Here is a 19,106-nt window from a genome sequence, read left to right as displayed (position 1 = left end):
CAGTTGCCCGCTCTTTTTTTGCTGTGTTTTTTACAGCTAGATCCATCGTTACAGCAAAGAGCGAAGTAAATACTTGAATATATAGTACAGTGGGTGTACTATAAAAAGAAATAAGTACAGGGGGTATACTAATGTCTCAGGAACTATTCACGGCGTACTCGAAATTCAGTGAAGCCATTTTGGAAGTAAATGCCTATGTAGCAGATATATTCGCTAATCATGAAGAGTTAAAAGCCTATTCTCCGCAACAATTGCAGACTTTGCGGATCATCAAAAAAAATCCAGCCATTTCCCAAAGTGAGATCGCGGATATCCAGGGAGTCTTTAAAACAGCCATTTCCAACCGGATCAAGAAATTGGAGCAAGATGGCTTGATTGCCATATTGACTAATCAGGATTTACGTAAAAAAGCCATTTCAATTACTCAAAAAGGAACGGAACTATTGGTGATTAGCGAGACAGTCATCTTTGAAAATCTGAATGAGTTGCTGGCGGAACGCTTTACAGGTGATGAGATCATAAAGTTCACTAGCCAATTGGACGAAATCGTAAAATGCTTAAAAATGAAGAAGGACGGCGACAAACAATGATTCATGAACTGAAAACGGTTTTCTCGAAAAAAATGCTGATTATCTCGCTAATAGCCGTCATGTTTTTACCGGTTATTTACAGCGCCTCGTTTTTGACCTCAATGTGGGATCCATATGGAAAAACGGAGGATCTTCCAATTGCGGTCGTCAATGAAGACCAAGAAGTTGAATTAGAAGGGGAAAGCATTCATATCGGTGAGGAGATTGTGGCCGAGCTTAAAGGCAATGATGATTTTGAATGGCATTTCGTCGGAAGTGATGAAGCACATGCTGGTGTGGTCAAAGGGGATTATTATGCTTCCATTACTTTGCCCGAAGATTTTTCGAGTAATGCTTCCTCACTTTTGACCGACGAGCCGAAAGAAATGGCTTTGGATGTGGAGACCAATCCAGGGTATAGTTACTCTGGTAAATCGATTGCGGACCAAAGCATCTTGGCCGTGGAAACGGCAGTAGCTTCCGAAGTCCGGGAATTATACACCGAAAAAGTATTTGAAACGGTAAACGACATGAATGACGGCTATAAAGAAGCTTCATCCGGTGCAGGGGAGTTAGCGGATGGAGCGGAGCAGCTGGCAGAATCGGCAGGGCAATTAGGGGATGGCATGGAAGCCCTTGCCGCCCAAGCACCTTCACCGCTAGCTGCAGAGCTTGAAAAACTAATCGAAGGAAACAAGCAGATCAGCCAAGGCATCGATGAATTAGGCAGTGGATCAGCGAGTTTGAGCGATGAGTTGTCCGCAGCGTCGGAAGAAATTTCAGCGTATGCGTTTGAAACGGCAAATGCCAAGCTCATCAGCGAACCCGTGGAGGTAAATAAAGAGACCGTAACTGAAGTCGAAAACTATGGCCAGAGCTTTGCGCCTTATATTATTGCGCTCAGCTTGTTTGTCGGGGCAATCGCTTTTTCGACCATTTATCCTTTCCGGACACGCGACCGTGAATCGACGACACTGCTTATTTGGTGGGGCAGTAAACTATCGGTCATATTGGCACAGGGAACGTTCCAAGCGGCTTTATTAGCTGTGTTCATATTGAAAGTCTTGGATATCCCTGTGGAAAATCTAGGGTCTTTCCTGTTGATTCTCTTTGTCATTTCGAATACGTGGATGTTCATCTTGTCTGTTTTGGTTGCTGCATTCGATAAAGTGGGAAACTTCCTGGGAATCTTGCTGTTGGTTTTGCAGCTTGGTGCCAGTGAAGGAACCTTTCCGATCCAATTGACGAATGGCTTTTTCCAAGCTGTCCACCCATATTCCCCCATGACGTATGCAATCAAAGCATTGAGAGAGTCGATTTTCGGCTTTGAAGGAAATGTTCCGTTCGAACAAGCATTATGGATTCTTGTGGCTATTTTATTGGCGATGATTTTGCTCTTAGGGGCCGTCTATTATTTCCGCTTCCAGAAAGAACGGAAAACAGCATCTGAATTAGCATAAAGAGGAGCGGCCGTCTTAGGCCTGCTTTTTCTTTTGGAAAAAATGGCGGTGTGATAAGATGGAGTCAGAATTCGTTTTTTGAAAGGAAGAGGACTGTGTCGAAAAAATTAGAGGCGTTTTTGGAAGAAAACTTAACGGAATTGAAAGATCAAGGCTTATATAATGAGATCGATCCGGTAGAAGGACCGAACGGAGCGATTATTAAAATCGGTGGCAAGGACCTGATCAACTTGTCATCAAACAACTACCTGGGGCTTGCAACAGATGAAGACTTGAAGAAAGTAGCGATCAAAGCGGTCGAAAAATACGGAGTCGGCGCTGGCGCTGTCCGTACCATCAACGGCACGCTCGACTTGCATGTGGAATTGGAAGAAAAATTGGCTGAGTTCAAAGGAACAGAAGCGGCGATTTCATTCCAATCCGGCTTTAACTGCAATATGGCGGCAATTTCTGCAGTCATGGATAAAAACGATGCCATCCTGTCCGATCAATTGAACCATGCGTCGATCATCGACGGCTGCCGCTTGTCGAAAGCGAAAATCATCGCGTTCAAACACTCTGATATGGAAGACCTGCGCCAGAAAGCAAAAGAAGCGACTGAATCCGGCCTTTACAACAAAGTGATGGTCATCACGGATGGCGTCTTCTCAATGGACGGTGATATCGCGAAGCTTCCGGAAATCGTGGAAATCGCAAAAGAGTTCGACTTGATCACATACGTCGATGACGCGCACGGATCTGGCGTTACGGGCAAAGGGAAAGGCACCGTGAAGCATTTCGGCTTGGAAAAAGAAGTCGATATGCAAATGGGCACGCTCTCGAAAGCAGTCGGCGTGGTCGGCGGCTATGTGGCCGGCAAGAAAAACCTGATCGACTGGCTGCGCGTGCGCTCCCGCCCGTTCTTGTTCTCGACAGCGGTAACACCAGGGGATGTGGCAGCGACGACTGCTGCGGTCCAAAAGATCATCGACTCGACAGAACTTCACGACAAGCTTTGGGACAACGGCGATTATTTGAAGAAAGGCTTGAAAGAGCTTGGCTTTGATATCGGCGAATCCGAAACACCGATTACGCCATGCATCATCGGCGACGAGAAATTGACCCAGCAGTTCTCGAAGCGCCTGTTCGAAGAAGGCGTCTACGCGAAATCGATCGTCTTCCCGACGGTCCCACGCGGCACGGGCCGTGTACGCAACATGCCTACAGCGGCACATACGAAAGAAATGCTCGACGAAGCGATTGAGATCTACGCAAAAGTCGGCAAGGAACTGAATGTCATCAAGTAACACGACACCCGCACAGCTCATTGGGCTGTGCGGGTGTTTTTGGCATATGAAGAGTAAGGGCGAGTAGGGGGGAGATTGCGCTTCAAGGGGACGCTTTCCAGAGGGCTCGCATTGAGCCGCTTCGTCGCTAACGCTCCTGCAGGGTCTCAATTGTCTCGCTAATCCTCCCGGAGTCGCCCCTTTACGCTTCATCTCTAGGTGTAGGTGGAAATGAAATTCATCCGTCACTGAGATTAGCATGAATAGTTTTGGACAGCCTTGAAAATACAAATTAAATAAACATCCTAGTATCTATCGAGTCCTATTAAGCCTCTCCACAACCGAATGAAGTCAATTAACAGCGACACTTCCTCACATGCAATATCCAGTGAAATAAAAAGCCGAACCGCGCCCATGGGCGGGAGGTATGCCCAAAGCGGGTGGCGGCTGCTTGAAGATGAAGCAACCAATGAACAATATACCTCGCTCACCCGTCTCACTCGCACTATATTCCGGTTAGCTTAAAATAAAATCCCCCTCCAGCGATCAGCTGAAGGGGATTTGCTTTATTATTTGGCAGAATCAGTTTCTGCGTGCTGGGCGTTGAAATAGATGGAAGCAAACACTTTTGCCGCCGTATTCATCGCGTCTTCATTGAAATCGAAGTTTTCATGATGATGCGGATAGACAAGTGCTTCGTCTGCCATTTTAGCGCCGACAAAAAAGTATGCACCGGGCTTCACTTGTGTGTAATACGCAAAATCCTCGACCGGCATGATCGGGTCGATGTCGATGACATTGTCCTCACCGACGACAGGGCGTGCGGATGTACGGACGATTTCTGCCGCTTCCGGGTGGTTCCATAGCGAGTCGTAGCCGGTTTCGACAATCACTTCAGCGCGTGCGCCCATGGCAGCGGCGACGTTTTCAGCGACTCCGCGCACGCGTTCGCTGGCGAGTTTGCGCAGTTCCGGATCGAATACGCGGATCGTGCCTTCCATGACCGCTTTACTCGGGATGACGTTATCGGCGTCTCCAGCATGGAATTTGCCGATCGATACGACAAGTTCTTTCAGCGGGTCGGCATTGCGGCTGACGATCGATTGCAGTGCGACCATGATGTGGCTCGCGGCTAAGATCGGGTCGATGCCGGTATGCGGTTCGGCGCCGTGGGTACCGGAGCCGTAGACATTGATTTTGATGGCATCTTCAGAAGCTTGCAAATAGCCATCGCGTAGATAGACTTTGCCGGATTCCATCTTGCTTTGGAGATGTGCGCCGAATACGAGATCGACGCCGTCGAGGCAGCCGTCTTCGATCATCGCGCGTGCGCCTCCTGGTGACAGTTCTTCGCCGAATTGGTGGATCAGCACAATTGTGCCGGGCAGGTCGTCTTGAATGGCCATCATCGCTTTCGCGAAACCGAGGAGGCCAGCGGTGTGGCCGTCATGGCCGCACGCGTGCATGACGCCGGGGATCGTCGATTTATAGGAAACCTCTTTTTGGTCGTCGATCGGCAGCGCATCGAAATCGGCGCGGAACGCGATAGTCTTCCCGGGCTTGCCGCCGCGGATCGTGCCGACGACTCCGCGGCCGCCGACGCCACGGCGCACTTCGACACCCATTTCCTCTAAGCGGTCTGCGATATAAGCGGGAGTTTCCACTTCCTGGTGTGACAGTTCGGGATGCATGTGAAGATGCCGGCGGATATCCACCATTTCCTCTTGAAGGGAATCGATTAATATATCGGTTTGTTTTAATAAGCTCATCAATCATAAACTCCTTTATCCTGAATTAATTTTACAAACACACTGACGCCATTATACGCCCTATTTCAGGAAGCATCAAAATTATTACGCTATTTCAAAAGTTTTTATAGTATAATCATACAAGACTACTTATAATTGGGGGCTTCATTATGAAAATCACTCAAGCACGATTGCATGCAGTGCGCTTTCCGTTGCATGAACCATTCATCATCTCCTATGCGACCTATCCGGATATGCCGTCCTTGATCCTCGAACTGGAAACGGATAATGGCTTGGTCGGTTACGGGGAGGCGGTGCCGGACGAGCACGTGACAGGCGAGTATTTCACGGCAAGCTATGAAGTGTTGAAGGAATTGTTCCTGCCGGCCGTGATCGGCATGAACCCATTCGATATTGAAGCGATTCACCATAAGATGAACGGAATTTTGGCGGGCAACCCGGCCGCGAAAGCCGCGGTCGATATCGCTTGCTATGATTTGATGGGGAAGGCTGCGGGACAGCCGGTCTATAATTTACTTGGCGGGCAATCGAAAGAGCATCTTTCCTACCCGCGTGTCTTGAGCATCGAAGCGCCTGAAATCATGGCGGACAAAGCGAGACAGGCCGTTGAAGCTGGGTATGGATCATTGAAATTGAAAGTCGGGGCGGGAAATGCACAACTGGACGTGGAACGTATTTTGGCTGTGCGCCAGGAAGTCGGTCCCGAAATGCCGATCCGGGTGGATGTCAACCAGGGGTGGAAATCGGTCGGGACAGCGGTAGCGGCTATCCGCCAGCTGGAAGCGGCGGGTCTCAGCTGGGTCGAACAGCCGATCCGCATGGGGGATATCCGCGGTTTGGCAGAAGTTCGGCAGAAAACGGCCGTACCGATCATGGCAGATGAGACCGTGCAGTCTATGGAAGATTTGCTCGAAATCATCCGTCTCGATGCGGCTGATGTCATCAACATCAAATTGATGAAATGCGGCGGTATCTTCCATGCCGTACAGATGGCGAAAACCGCAGAAGCGGCGGGCATGCTGTGCCAGATCGGCTCGATGGTGGAGTCGTCCGTGGCGTCGAGCGCCGGCTATCACGCGGCGATGTCACGGATCAATATCGAAAGTACGGAACTGACTGGCCCACTTTTATTCAGCGAAGAAATCGGCGACTTGAAATATGAGCATCCGCATGTGCTTTTAAGCGGCAAGCCAGGGCTTGGCATTGAAGTGGATGCCGAGAAGCTGAAGAAATTGACGGTCACATCTTGCAGCGTAGGAGGGAACAATGCATGACGGCCAAACCCGAAAAGCTTAAAAAAAGCGGAGGCAAGGTTCCGCATACATACGCGATTCTATTTTTGATTATGATTGCCGCGATGGTCGCTTCGTACTTAATTCCTGCGGGGCAATACGAACGGGAGGAAGTGGATGGGCGCACGGTCGTCATCGATAATTCCTTCGCGGAAGTGGAACAGAGCCCGGTCGGCTTCTTTGAATTGTTCAAGGCGATTCCGACGGGCATGTCCGAAGCTTCCAGCATCATCTTCTATATCTTCCTGGTCGGTGGCGCATTCGGCATCATCCGGGCGACAGGGGCGATCGAATCCGGAATCGCCAAAGTGGTCGACAAGCTCGAGAAGCGTGAAAAGTTTCTTATCCCGATCATCATGACCCTGTTTTCGGTCCTTGGTGCCACGATCGGCATGGCGGAAGAAGTCATCATCTTCGTGCCGATCGGCATTGCCGTGGCACGGGCGATCGGCTTTGACGCCATGACCGGAACTGCGATGGTCTCGCTCGGTGCAGCGTCCGGTTTTATCGGGGGCATGCTTAACCCATTCACTGTCGGGATTGCACAAGGCATCGCCGAGTTGCAGATTTTCTCTGGAATCGGCTTCCGCTTCGGGGCGTATATCTTCTTCCTCGGCTTCGCGATCTGGTACGTCATGCGTTATGCGGCGAAAGTGAAGAAAGACCCGAAACAAAGCGTCATCTATGAAATCGAGAAGCGCGCACAGAAATCCTCGACAAAAGACCAAGCGGAAGCGCTCGGTGCATTCAACTGGCGCCACGGCATGGTGTTCGTGTTCCTGGCGGTTGGCCTTGGCATTAATGTCTACGGTGTATTCGAATGGGGATGGTATTTGACTGAACTTGCAGCTTCGTTCGTCATCATCGGCTTTGCGGCGGGGCTCGTCGGAAACCTCGGTGTCAACCGGATGTTCGACGCCTTTGTCGACGGCATGAAGCTGGTCGTCTTCGGTGCCTTGATCGTCGGGTTCGCCCGCGCGATTCTGGTGATCATGGAGCAAGGGGTCATCATGGATACGATGATCCATGGCTTGTCGAGCGTCATCAGCGGCTTGCCGAATGCCTTGACGGTCATCGGCATGTTCTTCACGCAAGTGGTCATCAACTTCTTCATCCCTTCCGGAAGCGGCCAGGCGGCAACGACGATGCCGATCATGACGCCTTTATCGGATCTATTGGCTATCGAGCGCCAAGTGGCGGTGCTCGCGTATCAGTACGGAGACGGCATCACCAATTCCATCATCCCGACATCCGCTGCGTTAATGGGTTATTTGGCGGTGGCGGGCATCCCTTATGAAAAATGGGTGAAATTCGTCTGGAAGCTGGTCGTCGGCTGGCTGTTCATTGCGCTCGTCGCACTCGTCATCGCTGTTTTTATCGGCGTTTCATGAATGCAAAAAATCCCCAGTGCTATATGCACTGGGGATTTTCAGGCTGTCGAGAAAGGTGAGAAATTGTATTTTCAGAAGCTTATCGCTCGCTTTCCGTGGGCTCGCGCCCAAGCCTCCTCAGTCGCTTTGCGCCTTGCGGGGTCTCGGTCGTCTCGCTGATCCACAGGAGTCGAGCGAACGCTTCTCCAAATACTTAGAAATATCATTGTATTTTTGAATGAAAAAAAAGATCCCATTCTCATTCGTAATGGATCAATAGACTTCTTCAACACTCTGAAAATCCCCAGTGCTATATGCACTGGGGCTTTTCTTTGGTTAAATGGCATCCGTGTCTTGAATTAAATTCAAGAAGCGTTTCGTGCGTTCTTCTTGAGGGTGATTGAACACATTGTCCGGTGTGCCGCGTTCAACAATCCGTCCGCTGTCCATGAACAATACTTCGTCGGCTGCGCCTTTTGCAAAGCGCATTTCGTGGGTGACGACGACCATCGTCATGCCTTCTTGTGCCAAGTCTTTCATAACTTTCAGCACTTCTCCGACAAGTTCGGGATCGAGTGCGGAAGTCGGTTCATCGAACAGCATGACTTTCGGTTCAAGCGCGAGCGCGCGGGCAATGCCGACGCGCTGCTGTTGCCCGCCTGATAGCTGGTGCGGATATGAATCGGCTTTGTCCGACAGTCCGACTTTCTCAAGCAGTGCCAGAGCTTTTTCTTTCGCTTGCGCTTTGTCTTTTTTCTGGACGGTGACTGGCCCTTCCATAATATTTTCAAGTGCCGTCATATGGGGGAACAAGTTGTAATGCTGGAACACCATCGCTGATTGCTTGCGAAAGGCCATGATTTGTTTTTTGGACATCGGCTTTGAAAAATCAGCCACCAGCCCGCCGATCTCCACCGTGCCGTCACTTGGTTTCTCTAAAATATTGAGGCAGCGGAGAAAGGTGGTCTTTCCTGAACCGGAAGGGCCGATGACGACGATCGTTTGCCCTTTTTCGACGTCGAGGTCGATGCCTTTCAGCACTTCCAGCTCGCCGAAGCTCTTATGCAAATTTTTGATTGAAATCATAATAAACTCCTATCTATAGATCGATCTGGCTTTAACGGGAAACATAACGGTCAAAGCGGTTTTCCAAGCGCCCTTGGACGAGTGACAGTAAGAAACAAATGATCCAGTAGATCAATGCCGCCTGTCCGTAAAGCAGCAGGAATTCGTAATTGGTCGCAGCGATTTGCTGGGCGACTCGGAACATTTCCGTCACCAGGATCAACGCGGCAAGAGACGTATCCTTGACCAGGCTGATGAAGGTATTGGAAAGCGGCGGCACCGAGACGCGCGATGCTTGAGGCAAAATGACGCGCCGCAAGGTCTGGGAATAGGACATGCCGATTGTATCGGCTGCTTCCCATTGGCCTTTTGGAATCGACAAGATCGCCGCACGGATGACTTCCGAAGCGTAGGCACCGACATTCAAGGAAAAACCGATGACAGCGGCCGGGAAGGGATCGATGGTGACGCCGACCGTCGGCAAGCCGTAAAACAGGATAAATAATTGGACGAGTAGCGGCGTGCCCCGGATGATCGAGACATAGACACGCGCAATCCATTGCAGGATCCGGACGGTGGAGATGCGGGCAAGCGCAGTGATGACCGCCAGGACTAGCCCGAGGATAAAAGAAATGACCGAAAGCGGCAAGGTGAATTGCACAGCCGCTTCGATCAAAGGCCAGAAGGAGGACTGGGCGATATCGCCGAGCCGCTCCAACCGTTCAGGGTTTGAGAAAATGCTATTCAAGTACATTTTCGCCGAACCACTTATTGGAGATTTCTTCATACGTGCCGTCCTCGATCATCTCAGCAAGTGCCTCGTTTGCTGCCTCGACGAGCGTGTCATTGCCTTTTCGGAACAATAACGCGCTTTGCGCCGCATCGCCGGATTCATCCACGACTTTAATGCCGGCATCCGGACGCTGGTTCTGGAAATCAAGGACTGTCAAATTATCGTTGACTGTTGCATCGACACGCCCAGATACCAATAGTTCGATCGCTTGGTTAAAGCCTTCGACGCCTTCAAGCTCTGCGCCATAGGAAGTGGCCATTTCGGCGTAATTGCTGGTCAATGACTGCGCCGAGAGCTTGCCTTCCAGATCATCGAAGCTTTGGATTTCTTCATTGCCTTCCGCTACCACAAGAACGGCCGTCGAAGTGATATAAGGATCCGAGAAATCGTAGCTTTCCTGGCGCTCTTCGTTGATCCCGACTTGGTTCGCGACCATATCGAACCGCTCAGCATCAAGGCCTGCAAACATGGCGTCCCATTGCGTTTCGAGGAATTCCGCTTCGACGCCGAGGCGGTCCGCGACTTCACGGGCGATTTCGACATCGAAGCCAGTCAATTCGCCGCTGTCATCATGGAATGTGAAAGGAGGATATGTCCCTTCCGTTCCGATCACTAAAGTTCCTTCTTCCTGGATTTCTGCGAGCAAGTCCGTTCCGCCTTCTGTGCTGCTGCCTGAGTCTGTGTTGTCTGCGTTATCGGAAGATCCGCAAGCCGCGAGGAATAGTGCCGCTGCGCCGATCGGCAGAAATGCCCATTGTTTCTTCATTGATGCTTCCCCATTTCATTAAGTTTTTGCCATCAAGGCGTTGTTGTTCTATTTAATCACAATAAACCGTACCTGTATAGTAGGTTTAATCGTCCGGCACAAAGTAAGTAAAAGTCGTTGTTTTTTTAAAGAGAACAATTTATAATGGCTTTAACGAAAAGCTTGATTTAGAAGCTTTTATGGAGATTTAATTGTCTTTTTAGAGTGGACAAATGCTTTGTGGAAAAGGAGTGCTTGAAAATGAAACGAATCATGGTGACAGGAGCTTTAGGGCAGATCGGCTCGGAATTGGTAGGTAAATTGCGTGAAACATATGGCGCCGAGAATGTATTGGCTACCGATATTCGCCCATCGGATAACCAGGACGGGCCGTTTGAACTTTTGGACGTGACGGATGCAGAACGCATGCTCACTTTGGCGCGTGATTTCAACGCCGATACCATGATCCATATGGCAGCGCTATTGTCAGCGACGGCAGAGGAAAAGCCGCTGCTTGCGTGGAACTTGAATATGGGTGGATTGGTCAATGCCCTTGAAGCAGCCCGTGAACTCGATATGCAATTTTTCACGCCGAGCTCAATCGGCGCGTTCGGCCCATCAACGCCGAAGAACGACACTCCGCAAGACACCCTACAACGCCCGACGACGATGTATGGCGTAAACAAGGTGGCAGGGGAATTGCTTTGCGATTATTACTTCACGAAATTCGGCGTCGATACACGCGGCCTGCGTTTCCCAGGATTGATTTCGAATGTTGCGCCTCCAGGCGGGGGAACGACAGATTACGCCGTGGATATCTATTACCAGGCAATTGAAAAGGGCAGCTATACTTCCTATATTGCAGAAGGCACTCGCATGGATATGATGTATATGCCGGATGCGCTTCAGGCGATTGTCGACTTGATGGAAGCCGATGCGGACAAACTGGTCCACCGCAACGCATTCAATGTCACGGCGATGAGCTTTGAACCTGAAGAAATCGCGGCTTCAATCCGTAAATATATACCGGACTTCAAATTGGGCTATGAGGTGGATCCTGCTCGCCAGGCAATCGCAGACAGCTGGCCGGATAGTATTGATGCCAGTGCCGCAAAAGACGAATGGAACTTCAAAACAGCGTATGATTTGGACGCCATGACGGCAGATATGCTGGAAAAACTGAAGCAAAAATTACAGCAAGCATAAGAAAAAGGCGCTTTTCCGAAACCGGAAAAGCGCCTTTTTGATCTTCATTAAAACAATAGGTGTGCCACGCCGACAACGATTGGCAAAGCGATGACCGTGCGCAAAAGGAAGACGACGATCAAATCGAAAATATTGACCGGGATCTTGGAGCCGAGCAACAAGCCCCCGACTTCAGACATATAGATCAATTGCGTAACAGACATGGTCGCGACAACAAAACGTGTCATTTCGGATTCGATGCCCGCACCGAGAATGGCCGGCAAGAACATATCCGCAAAACCGACGACCATCAATTGTGCCGCTTCGGCAGCTTCAGGCACGCCAAGAAGGTTCAAATATGGCTCGAACGGTGCGCCGAGAATGACGAAAGTTGATGTGTACTCGGCAAGGATCAAGGCGATCGTACCGAAAGCCATGACGACAGGCGCTACGCCGATCCACATATCCAGTACATTCTTCATGCCGTCTGTGAAGAAATTGCCGACAGAGCGGTTGCGGTCTGCTTTTTCGAGCGCTTTCTCAAGCCCGTGCGATGCCAGGCCTTGTCCATCCGGTACATCTTCAGAAATCGATTCTTGAGGCGAGCCATCCATGAATTCCGTTTTTTTCTGCGCAAGTGGGTAAATGCGCGGCATGATGAGCGCCAAGATCAAGCCGGCAAGAACGACAGTGCCGTAATATGGAAGGAAATAAGAGCCAAGGCCGATTTCTTCAATGACGACGATGGCGAAGGTAATCGAGACGACAGAGAAGGTCGTTCCGATAATCGCAGCTTCGCGCTGGGTATATTTATTGTCTTCGTATTGCTTGCTTGTCAGCAGGACGCCAATCGTGCCATCGCCGACCCATGAAGCCAGTGCATCGATGGAAGAGCGGCCAGGGAGCCGGAACAGCGGGCGCATGATTTTGACCATCATGGTACCGAAGAATTCAAGCAGCCCGAAGTTCATCAAAAGCGGCAGGAACAATCCGGCGAACAGGAAGATCGTGAACAGGAATGACAATAAGCCGTCTCCTGACAACAACAAGCCGCCGGTATTTTCGTTCCATACCGGCTCAGGGCCGACTTGGAACAGGACCATGAAAGCGAACACGGCGGCGACAAGCCGCGTCAATGTCCAGAACAGGTTAACATTGAACAATTTCTCGAAAAATGGGACGGTGTCGGAAGTGTTCTCTTTTTTGCCGATGAAAGCCAAAGAGCCGAGGGCGGCGATGATCAAGATGACCAGCATGACCCAAGGGACGAACGATTCGATCTGTCCGGCCATAATGCCTGCAAGGACAGCAATCGTCACTTTCCAACCTTCCTCTGTCGGAATCGGGATGAGGAACAACAGGATCCCCAGGAACGACGGAATCAGGAATAATAACCAAGTAGAAGCTGAAAACTTTTTCAAAATAGTATTCCCCTTTTCTCTTTATTGTATGAATAAACGAAAATAATACTAATTATACAACACTTTCCCCTTTGGAACCGCTGTCATTAGTAATGTTTATATTATCTGAAAACAGCAGAAAATAATAGTAGTTTTAAGAAAGAAAATCTTATCGCTGAATATGGATAATAATGGTGGAGGAACCTCCCTCCAGAGTCAGTGTGGTAGTTTTAGGGAACGGGGCGAAGGGCGCATGTTAAGTATCATGGAAGCGGGATGTGCGAAGTGAGGGTAATCGTCCATAAAGAAAATCCCGCCCCGCATGGCTTTTTGGCATGCGGGGCGGGATTCGGCCTATGAGCTTATTCGAAATCCTGATCCCAGCGGTAAGTGTAGAAACGTTCAAGGGTGAGCCAGTTTTCGGTTTCGGTGTCACCGTTTTGCAGCTTATGCTCCATTTCCTCGAGCATCCAGGCAGTTTGCGAAATATGGGCTTTCATCGAATTCATCTTCTGTTCGCGGACAGGCTTGATATCATAGACGACATCAGGTTCCCCGAGCACTTCCAGTGTATTGTTGGCGAACGCCACACAATGCAGTTTCGGGCGGTCTTCCATTCGGCGCACAGCGCGTACGACGGCACGGGCCGTGGCTTCGTGGTCAGGGTGCACAGCAAAATCAGGATAGAACGTGATGATCAGGGATGGATTGGTGTCTTCAATTAGCTCTTCCATCATGCGCACCATTTTTTCGTCATCTTCGAACTCGATGGTCTTATCGCGAAGGCCCATCATGCGAAGATCCGTCAAACCCATCGCCTTGGCCGAAGCGAGAAGCTCTTTCTTACGGATGGCCGGCAAAGATTCACGCGTCGCAAACGGCGGGTTGCCGAGGTTGCGGCCCATTTCGCCAAGTGTCAGGCAGGCGTATGTAACGGGCGTTCCTTGTTGGATATGGGTCGTGATCGTTCCCGACACGCCGAACGCTTCGTCGTCGGGGTGGGGGAAGACGACCAATACATGTCGTTCTTTCGGGATGGTCATTGAAATTCCTCCTTAATAGCTGAACGGTGTTTCGCTGAGTTGCAGCGCCACCGCCAATTTTCCGGTTCCGTCGTGGCCGGCGAGCAGCAAACGGCCTTCTTCATCGATTTCAAAATGAGTGATGCCTTGTGCATAGACCCAGCCTTGCGGGAGTTTCAGCCCGACACGATGCGGGCTGTCGCCGACGACTTTCCCCAGTTCGAAATTGATGACGACATTGCGGATGAATGCCCCGGCGTTGAAAAAGCCTTCATTGAAATGGCTGGCGTAGCTGCCATTCGTCGTTTCCAGGTGAAGGTAGACCTCCTTGCCGGCGAACGAATCGATCGCCGCTTGGAGTTGGTTGACTTCTACTAGTTCCATGGTGTGCCTCCTAATTAAATCGGTATTCTATCAGTATAAGGAACTCTGAGGATGAATGCGATTAGTACGCTCTAAGGCATAAAGAATAATGATAGAATGGAGGAAGAGAGAATTTTCCGAAAAAGGATGGGGACCATGAAAGGCTTATTGAATATTTTGCTGGCCATTGCCGGGATCATTTTGGCCGCTAGCTTGCCAACGCTGATTGCCGGGTGGCTTTTGGGGGAATGGCGATGGCAAGAATACGTCGAATCGATCCGGTCGACAGTGATAGGGCTTTGGCCGGTTGGCGATATCACATTCTTCCATTACAGGGCGGGGCAGGAGATTGCGTTATTCCCGAATGTCTTCGCTTATATCGCCTATTCGCTCGAAATTTTGTTTATAGCTTTGATCGCGGCAGTTGCCGTCTCGCTGGCCCTGACGGTGGCGACGATGCTGCTGCCTGAAAAAGTGCGTGAACGCGTGAAGATGGCGCTTTATTTTCTGGAATCCATCCCGGACCTCCTGATCATCATGACGGCGCAGCTGTTGGTTATCGCGTTTTTCAAGCAAACCGGCATCCTGGTTTCGAAAATCGCTGTGGCTGGAGATGACCGCATCTACTGGCTGCCGGTCCTGTGCCTAGCTATCTTGCCGACGATCCAGCTTTACCGGCTGGCGATGCTGACGTTCCAGGAAGAAGAGCGCCAGATGTATGTCGAATTGGCACGCGCACTCGGCTTTTCGAAAGTGTACATCGTGCTTGTCCATATGTTCCGGAACGCCATCATCAGCGTATTCTTCCAATCCAAAAAAAACGATGTGGTTCATGCTGTCGAATCTATTTGTATTGGAATTGATGTTCAATTTGCCAGGCATTATGCTGTTCCTCAGCGGCAATATGAATCCGATGGGCTTTTTGGTCGCGATTTTCAGCTTTTTCCTGCCGATGTTCCTGCTGTATAGTTTCGGAGAATGGTTTTTCGTTGCCCGCCAACGTAAAAAGGCGGTGGCGTAAATGTGGAAACAGCCCTATTTTCTAATCGGATTTAGTATCTTGGCCTTTTTCCTCGTCGGCAGTTTTGTTTATGAATGGATCTTTGGGAATGTCCCGCGCCAGATTTATTATGTGACGGAAAACGGGCGGGCAGTGGAAGGCGCGCCGATTTCCCCGAGCTGGCAGTATCCGCTCGGGACGGACCAATACGGATATGATTTACTCGGCAAATTGATGCTTGGCGCAAAATACACCATTTTGGCGGCCCTTGCAGTGGCAGCCTTACGCATGCTGATCGCCGTACCGGCCGGCTATATCCTTGGGACATATCTGGGCAAGCACCGGAAGTGGCTTTCAAGCTTTGCCGACTCGATGCATTACATTCCACTGACCTTGTTTGCAGCCTATGTGCTGGCGCCGGTGTTGTGGATGCCGCCGGAAGGCTTTTCGACGACCCTGTGGGAACGCATCGCGATACAAGTGGTGATGATGGCATTATTGACCGTACCGATCGTCTCGATCTTGATCGCAAATGAAGCGGCATTGCTCCTCGACAAGGAATACATACTCGCAGCCAAGACGCTTGGCGCGGGAAGTTCGCGCATCATCCGCAAGCATCTCTACCCCCAAATGCGCGAGAAAATCGCCGTGCTGTATGGCCAGCAAGTCATGGAAACTTTCATCGTCCTCGCGCATCTCGGGTTGTTGAATCTCTTTCTTGGGGGCACCAAAGTGAGTTATGACCCTTGGTTTGGAGATCCGCCGATGTCGATTTCCTATGAATGGGCTGGGCTGTTCGGTTCAACTTTCCGCTATTTGCAAGGAGCGCCATGGCTGCCGCTTATGCCGGTACTGTTTATCGGGCTGGCCATTTTCGCTGTCTCGTTGATGATGGAAGGCTATCTGCGTTCGAAACAGCCGAAACTCCAAAAAACCCGCCAAGCGGCGCAAGAAGATCCATTGGTTGAATGGGACCGGCAACAGCTGCGGGAAAAAATGGTGCGCTTGAAAAATGAAGATCCGCCTAAATGAATATCCATTCCATAACAATTACCATTGGTGAGGGTTACGGGCAGGGGAGCGGGAAACGATAATAGAAAAGGAGGGCGCCGAAGCGCCCTCCTTTTCCAGCTTGTCGAGAAAGGTAGGAAATCGTATTTTCCGAAGCTTATCGCTCGCTTTCCGTGGGCTCGCGCCCGAGCCTCCTCAGTCGCTTCGAAACCCTTGTGCTCAACTCTCACTGCGTTCGAGCATCGCAGAAAAACCGCTTGCTCCCACATCTGCGTGGCAGATGCGTCGCAAATGAATGCGCTCAGCTAAGCTTCGCTCATTCATTCCTTGCGGGGTCTCGGTCGTCTCGCTGATCCACAGGAGTCGAGCGAACGCTTCTCCAAATACTTAGAAAGATCATTGATTTTTGAATGTAGAAAAATGACTCCATTCTAGTTCGTAATGGATTGATAGACTTTTTCAACACTCTGGAAAAGGAGGGCGCCGAAGCGCCCTCCTTTTCTATCTAGCCTGAATTACAATTCCACAACCTGGACTTCAGCTTTTTGGAACTTATTTGCAGCCCCATGCATGACAGGACCTACGTATTCATTGAGCTTCCAGCCATGTGCAATCGCTGTAGAAACAAAGATTTTTGCGTTGTAGACCGCATCTTTGACCGATTGGCCATTGGCAAGATTCGCGGTGATCGCCGCAGCGAATGTGCAGCCGGCACCGTGGTTATAGGTCGTATCGGTTTTCTCTGCCGTCAACAGGTAATGTTTTTCCCCGTCGTACAGAAGGTCAGCTGCTTTTTCATGCTTCAATTGCTTGCCGCCTTTGATGACGACGAATTTCGCTCCGTGTGCGTGGATCTTTTCTGCCGCTTTTTGCAGGTCTTCGACCGTGTGAAGCGTGCCGAGCCCAGACAATTGGCCGGCTTCCACGAGGTTCGGTGTCACGACTTTTGCGTTCGGCAGCAAGTATTTGACCATCGCATCGACGTTTTCTGGGAACAGCACTTCGTCTTCGCCTTTGCAAGCCATTACGGGGTCAATGACCACATCGGTAATGCCGGATGCTTCGATGGCTTTGCCGGCCATTTCGATGATATCGACGGTCGGCAGCATGCCGGTTTTCAACGAATCGATTCCGGTAGAGAACGCTGTTTTCAACTGGGCATCAAGCGTATCGAGCGCGATCGGGTGGATGCCATGGCTCCAATGGTTATCCGGGTCCATCGTGACGATGACCGTCAATGCGTTCATGCCGTATGTGCCGTGTTCCTGGAACGTTTTCAGGTCGGCCTGGATGCCGGCGCCGCCGGACGTATCGGATCCTGCTATGGTGAGTGTCTTTTTGAGTGTCATAAGTCAATCTCCTTTAGGCTATTTAGTCATTGAGCTAATTTTATAGAAATTTTGCATCATTTACAAAGGTTTGGGCCTGTGAGGCCAAGCCAGGGCGAGCACTGTTGCACTCGAAGCCAGAGAAAATAATAGCGTGACGCCTCCAATGACCCAATGCCCGCTGGTGAATAGGCCCACTGCCATCACCAATGTTAAAATGGCTGCTATAACGATCAAGCCGACCAGGCAGCCCATGCCGGCGCGTTTGGCGCTTTCGGGTGCACTATCGCCTTTCGTTTTGGAAATATCAGAGATTCGTTGCCGCCAGTCTGCCATATGATCCCGCCCCTTTTCTCCATCGTAACACGGCAGACTGGCGAATTGAAGCGCTTGCAGCGGAAGATGACTAGAGAAAAAGAGAACGGGTATTGAAAAGAAAAGTGACTGATCGGAGGAAGAGCTACTATGGCAAAGCAAATTTTCAGCAATGACTGGCAAGAAATCCTGGAGGAAGAATTCGGTAAAAGCTATTACCGGGAATTGAGGGAGTTCTTAAAAGAAGAATATGCAAAAGAAACCGTCTACCCCGTAAAAGAGAATATCTGGAATGCTTTCGAACATACAGCTTATCAAGACGTCAAGGCGGTCATACTGGGACAAGACCCTTACCACGGCCCAAATCAAGCGCATGGCTTGAGCTTTTCCGTCCAGCCGGGCATCGCCCATCCGCCAAGCCTGCGCAATATCTTCAAGGAGCTAGAAGACGACATCGGCTGCGGGAAACCGGTGGATGGCACTTTGACGAAATGGTCAGACCAAGGCGTCCTTATGCTTAACACCGTGTTGACGGTGAGAAAAGGGCAAGCACATTCACACCAGAAAAAGGGGTGGGAGCAGTTCACGGATGAAGTGATCCGGAAATTATCGGAACGCGAAGAACCGGTCATCTTCATTTTATGGGGCAAGCCGGCACAGACGAAAAAACGGCTGATCGATACCGAACGCCATGATATCATCGAAGCACCTCATCCGAGCCCGCTTAGTGCGCATCGCGGATTTTTCGGCAGCAAGCCGTTCTCAAAAGTGAACAAGCTGTTACAATCGCGTGGCGAAACGCCGATCGATTTCTGCCTGGACTGACGGATCCGGTTTGGACGTGGTAAACTGGTTGGGACTAATAGCGAGAGGGGCTACGACACATGGGCATCGAAACGACACGCATTTTAGATGAAATCGATAAGCATACGGCCCGTGCGCGGGAAGGCGGACCCGAAAAAATCCGGGAATCCCTTGCCGCAATCCGTGCTTTATGCGACCTGCTTCTCGAAGACGGCAGCCAAGCGCCAAAGAAACCGCGCGCCATGCCGCTTGCTATGGCGGAGACGGTGAACCGGCCACAGTCGGTTCCTTCAGCTACAAGGCTTCAGGAAGAAGGGGCGAACGGCGATTCGCTTTTTGAATTTTAAATG

Annotated in this window: 19 protein-coding genes; 10 read left to right on the top strand and 9 right to left on the bottom strand. The window is 50.5% G+C overall.

The window, feature by feature from the left end; genetic code table 11:
- Positions 1–131: 131 nt before the first annotated feature.
- The 3 genes from BBI15_RS13115 (at position 132) to BBI15_RS13105 (ending at position 3,315) form a co-directional block, all read left to right on the top strand.
- Positions 132–590 carry a MarR family winged helix-turn-helix transcriptional regulator gene (locus tag BBI15_RS13115; RefSeq protein WP_068870172.1) on the top strand — a complete coding sequence of 153 codons (459 nt, stop codon included), beginning with the start codon at positions 132–134 and terminating at the stop codon, positions 588–590.
- Positions 587–2,029: a YhgE/Pip family protein gene (locus BBI15_RS13110; RefSeq protein WP_068870170.1), complete on the top strand. Its 1,443-nt coding sequence runs from the start codon at positions 587–589 to the stop codon at positions 2,027–2,029. The genes BBI15_RS13115 and BBI15_RS13110 overlap by 4 nt, the downstream gene beginning before the upstream one ends.
- Positions 2,030–2,124: 95 nt before the next feature.
- The gene (locus BBI15_RS13105; RefSeq protein ID WP_068870168.1) at positions 2,125–3,315 is read left to right on the top strand and encodes a glycine C-acetyltransferase; all 1,191 of its coding nucleotides are present in this window, start codon (positions 2,125–2,127) and stop codon (positions 3,313–3,315) included.
- A gap of 548 nt (positions 3,316–3,863) precedes the next feature.
- On the opposite strand, the gene BBI15_RS13100 is transcribed toward BBI15_RS13105, so the two are convergent.
- A complete protein-coding gene (locus tag BBI15_RS13100) occupies positions 3,864–5,063 on the bottom strand; it encodes a M20 metallopeptidase family protein (RefSeq protein WP_068870166.1) in 1,200 nt (399 codons plus the stop codon).
- Between the two features lie 149 nt (positions 5,064–5,212).
- Here BBI15_RS13100 and BBI15_RS13095 point away from each other — a divergent pair, with 149 nt between their 5' ends.
- A complete protein-coding gene (locus BBI15_RS13095) occupies positions 5,213–6,337 on the top strand; it encodes a mandelate racemase/muconate lactonizing enzyme family protein (protein ID WP_068870164.1) in 1,125 nt (374 codons plus the stop codon).
- A complete protein-coding gene (locus BBI15_RS13090; protein WP_068870162.1) occupies positions 6,334–7,746 on the top strand; it encodes a YfcC family protein in 1,413 nt (470 codons plus the stop codon). The genes BBI15_RS13095 and BBI15_RS13090 overlap by 4 nt, the downstream gene beginning before the upstream one ends.
- A gap of 315 nt (positions 7,747–8,061) precedes the next feature.
- Here BBI15_RS13090 and BBI15_RS13085 read toward each other — a convergent pair whose 3' ends face one another.
- Genes BBI15_RS13085 through BBI15_RS13075 form a run of 3 tightly spaced genes read right to left on the bottom strand, consistent with a single transcriptional unit; the run spans position 8,062 to position 10,349 of the window.
- Positions 8,062–8,811, bottom strand: a complete 750-nt coding sequence (locus BBI15_RS13085) for an amino acid ABC transporter ATP-binding protein (protein ID WP_068870160.1) — start codon at positions 8,809–8,811, stop codon at positions 8,062–8,064.
- Positions 8,812–8,842: 31 nt separating this feature from the next.
- The gene (locus BBI15_RS13080; RefSeq protein WP_084632896.1) at positions 8,843–9,577 is read right to left on the bottom strand and encodes an amino acid ABC transporter permease; all 735 of its coding nucleotides are present in this window, start codon (positions 9,575–9,577) and stop codon (positions 8,843–8,845) included.
- On the bottom strand, positions 9,531–10,349 hold the full coding sequence (locus BBI15_RS13075; RefSeq protein ID WP_068870156.1) for an amino acid ABC transporter substrate-binding protein: 819 nt from the start codon (positions 10,347–10,349) through the stop codon (positions 9,531–9,533). Before BBI15_RS13075 ends, BBI15_RS13080 begins: the two co-directional genes overlap by 47 nt.
- A gap of 240 nt (positions 10,350–10,589) precedes the next feature.
- Between BBI15_RS13075 and BBI15_RS13070 the strand changes: the two genes are divergently transcribed.
- Entirely contained in the window at positions 10,590–11,534 is a 945-nt protein-coding gene (locus BBI15_RS13070) for an L-threonine 3-dehydrogenase (RefSeq protein WP_068870154.1), read from the top strand.
- Between the two features lie 47 nt (positions 11,535–11,581).
- On the opposite strand, the gene BBI15_RS13065 is transcribed toward BBI15_RS13070, so the two are convergent.
- The 3 genes from BBI15_RS13065 to BBI15_RS13055 all read right to left on the bottom strand — a co-directional run bounded on the left by BBI15_RS13065 (position 11,582) and on the right by BBI15_RS13055 (position 14,319).
- Positions 11,582–12,934, bottom strand: coding sequence for a YjiH family protein (locus BBI15_RS13065; RefSeq protein WP_068870152.1), 1,353 nt, complete (start codon positions 12,932–12,934; stop codon positions 11,582–11,584).
- Between the two features lie 341 nt (positions 12,935–13,275).
- Positions 13,276–13,956, bottom strand: coding sequence for a bacillithiol biosynthesis deacetylase BshB2 (gene bshB2, locus BBI15_RS13060; RefSeq protein WP_068870150.1), 681 nt, complete (start codon positions 13,954–13,956; stop codon positions 13,276–13,278).
- Positions 13,957–13,968: 12 nt separating this feature from the next.
- The gene (locus BBI15_RS13055) at positions 13,969–14,319 is read right to left on the bottom strand and encodes a YojF family protein (protein WP_068870148.1); all 351 of its coding nucleotides are present in this window, start codon (positions 14,317–14,319) and stop codon (positions 13,969–13,971) included.
- Positions 14,320–14,454: 135 nt separating this feature from the next.
- Here BBI15_RS13055 and BBI15_RS16590 point away from each other — a divergent pair, with 135 nt between their 5' ends.
- Positions 14,455–15,267: an ABC transporter permease subunit gene (locus BBI15_RS16590; RefSeq protein ID WP_237150869.1), complete on the top strand. Its 813-nt coding sequence runs from the start codon at positions 14,455–14,457 to the stop codon at positions 15,265–15,267.
- 52 nt (positions 15,268–15,319) lie between these two features.
- Positions 15,320–16,330 (top strand): ABC transporter permease, encoded by a 1,011-nt coding sequence (locus BBI15_RS13045; RefSeq protein WP_068870147.1) that lies wholly within the window; start codon positions 15,320–15,322, stop codon positions 16,328–16,330.
- A gap of 494 nt (positions 16,331–16,824) precedes the next feature.
- Here BBI15_RS13045 and pdxK read toward each other — a convergent pair whose 3' ends face one another.
- Positions 16,825–17,658: a pyridoxine/pyridoxal/pyridoxamine kinase gene (pdxK, locus tag BBI15_RS13040; RefSeq protein ID WP_068870145.1), complete on the bottom strand. Its 834-nt coding sequence runs from the start codon at positions 17,656–17,658 to the stop codon at positions 16,825–16,827.
- Between the two features lie 60 nt (positions 17,659–17,718).
- Positions 17,719–17,973, bottom strand: coding sequence for a hypothetical protein (locus BBI15_RS13035; protein ID WP_068870143.1), 255 nt, complete (start codon positions 17,971–17,973; stop codon positions 17,719–17,721).
- A gap of 129 nt (positions 17,974–18,102) precedes the next feature.
- Between BBI15_RS13035 and BBI15_RS13030 the strand changes: the two genes are divergently transcribed.
- Both BBI15_RS13030 and BBI15_RS13025 read left to right on the top strand, forming a co-directional pair.
- A complete protein-coding gene (locus BBI15_RS13030; protein ID WP_068870141.1) occupies positions 18,103–18,777 on the top strand; it encodes a uracil-DNA glycosylase in 675 nt (224 codons plus the stop codon).
- 59 nt (positions 18,778–18,836) lie between these two features.
- Entirely contained in the window at positions 18,837–19,103 is a 267-nt protein-coding gene (locus BBI15_RS13025) for a YwdI family protein (RefSeq protein WP_068870140.1), read from the top strand.
- Positions 19,104–19,106 lie beyond the last annotated feature (3 nt).

The organism is Planococcus plakortidis (assembly GCF_001687605.2).
Lineage (GTDB): Bacteria > Bacillota > Bacilli > Bacillales_A > Planococcaceae > Planococcus > Planococcus plakortidis.
The sequence above is the reverse complement of the archived record's forward strand: the minus strand, read 5'-3'. Positions and strand labels throughout refer to the sequence as shown.

Coding starts and splice junctions, on each gene's coding strand:
- pdxK (WP_068870145.1), bottom strand. CDS start 17,658: ATGACACTCAAAAAGACACTCACCATAGCAGGATCCGATACGTCCGGC.
- BBI15_RS13030 (WP_068870141.1), top strand. CDS start 18,103: ATGGCAAAGCAAATTTTCAGCAATGACTGGCAAGAAATCCTGGAGGAA.
- BBI15_RS13025 (WP_068870140.1), top strand. CDS start 18,837: ATGGGCATCGAAACGACACGCATTTTAGATGAAATCGATAAGCATACG.
- BBI15_RS13080 (WP_084632896.1), bottom strand. CDS start 9,577: ATGAAGAAATCTCCAATAAGTGGTTCGGCGAAAATGTACTTGAATAGC.
- BBI15_RS13055 (WP_068870148.1), bottom strand. CDS start 14,319: ATGGAACTAGTAGAAGTCAACCAACTCCAAGCGGCGATCGATTCGTTC.
- BBI15_RS13045 (WP_068870147.1), top strand. CDS start 15,320: ATGTGGAAACAGCCCTATTTTCTAATCGGATTTAGTATCTTGGCCTTT.
- BBI15_RS13110 (WP_068870170.1), top strand. CDS start 587: ATGATTCATGAACTGAAAACGGTTTTCTCGAAAAAAATGCTGATTATC.
- BBI15_RS13115 (WP_068870172.1), top strand. CDS start 132: ATGTCTCAGGAACTATTCACGGCGTACTCGAAATTCAGTGAAGCCATT.
- BBI15_RS13090 (WP_068870162.1), top strand. CDS start 6,334: ATGACGGCCAAACCCGAAAAGCTTAAAAAAAGCGGAGGCAAGGTTCCG.
- bshB2 (WP_068870150.1), bottom strand. CDS start 13,956: ATGACCATCCCGAAAGAACGACATGTATTGGTCGTCTTCCCCCACCCC.
- BBI15_RS16590 (WP_237150869.1), top strand. CDS start 14,455: ATGAAAGGCTTATTGAATATTTTGCTGGCCATTGCCGGGATCATTTTG.
- BBI15_RS13085 (WP_068870160.1), bottom strand. CDS start 8,811: ATGATTTCAATCAAAAATTTGCATAAGAGCTTCGGCGAGCTGGAAGTG.
- BBI15_RS13100 (WP_068870166.1), bottom strand. CDS start 5,063: ATGAGCTTATTAAAACAAACCGATATATTAATCGATTCCCTTCAAGAG.
- BBI15_RS13075 (WP_068870156.1), bottom strand. CDS start 10,349: ATGAAGAAACAATGGGCATTTCTGCCGATCGGCGCAGCGGCACTATTC.
- BBI15_RS13070 (WP_068870154.1), top strand. CDS start 10,590: ATGAAACGAATCATGGTGACAGGAGCTTTAGGGCAGATCGGCTCGGAA.
- BBI15_RS13095 (WP_068870164.1), top strand. CDS start 5,213: ATGAAAATCACTCAAGCACGATTGCATGCAGTGCGCTTTCCGTTGCAT.
- BBI15_RS13035 (WP_068870143.1), bottom strand. CDS start 17,973: ATGGCAGACTGGCGGCAACGAATCTCTGATATTTCCAAAACGAAAGGC.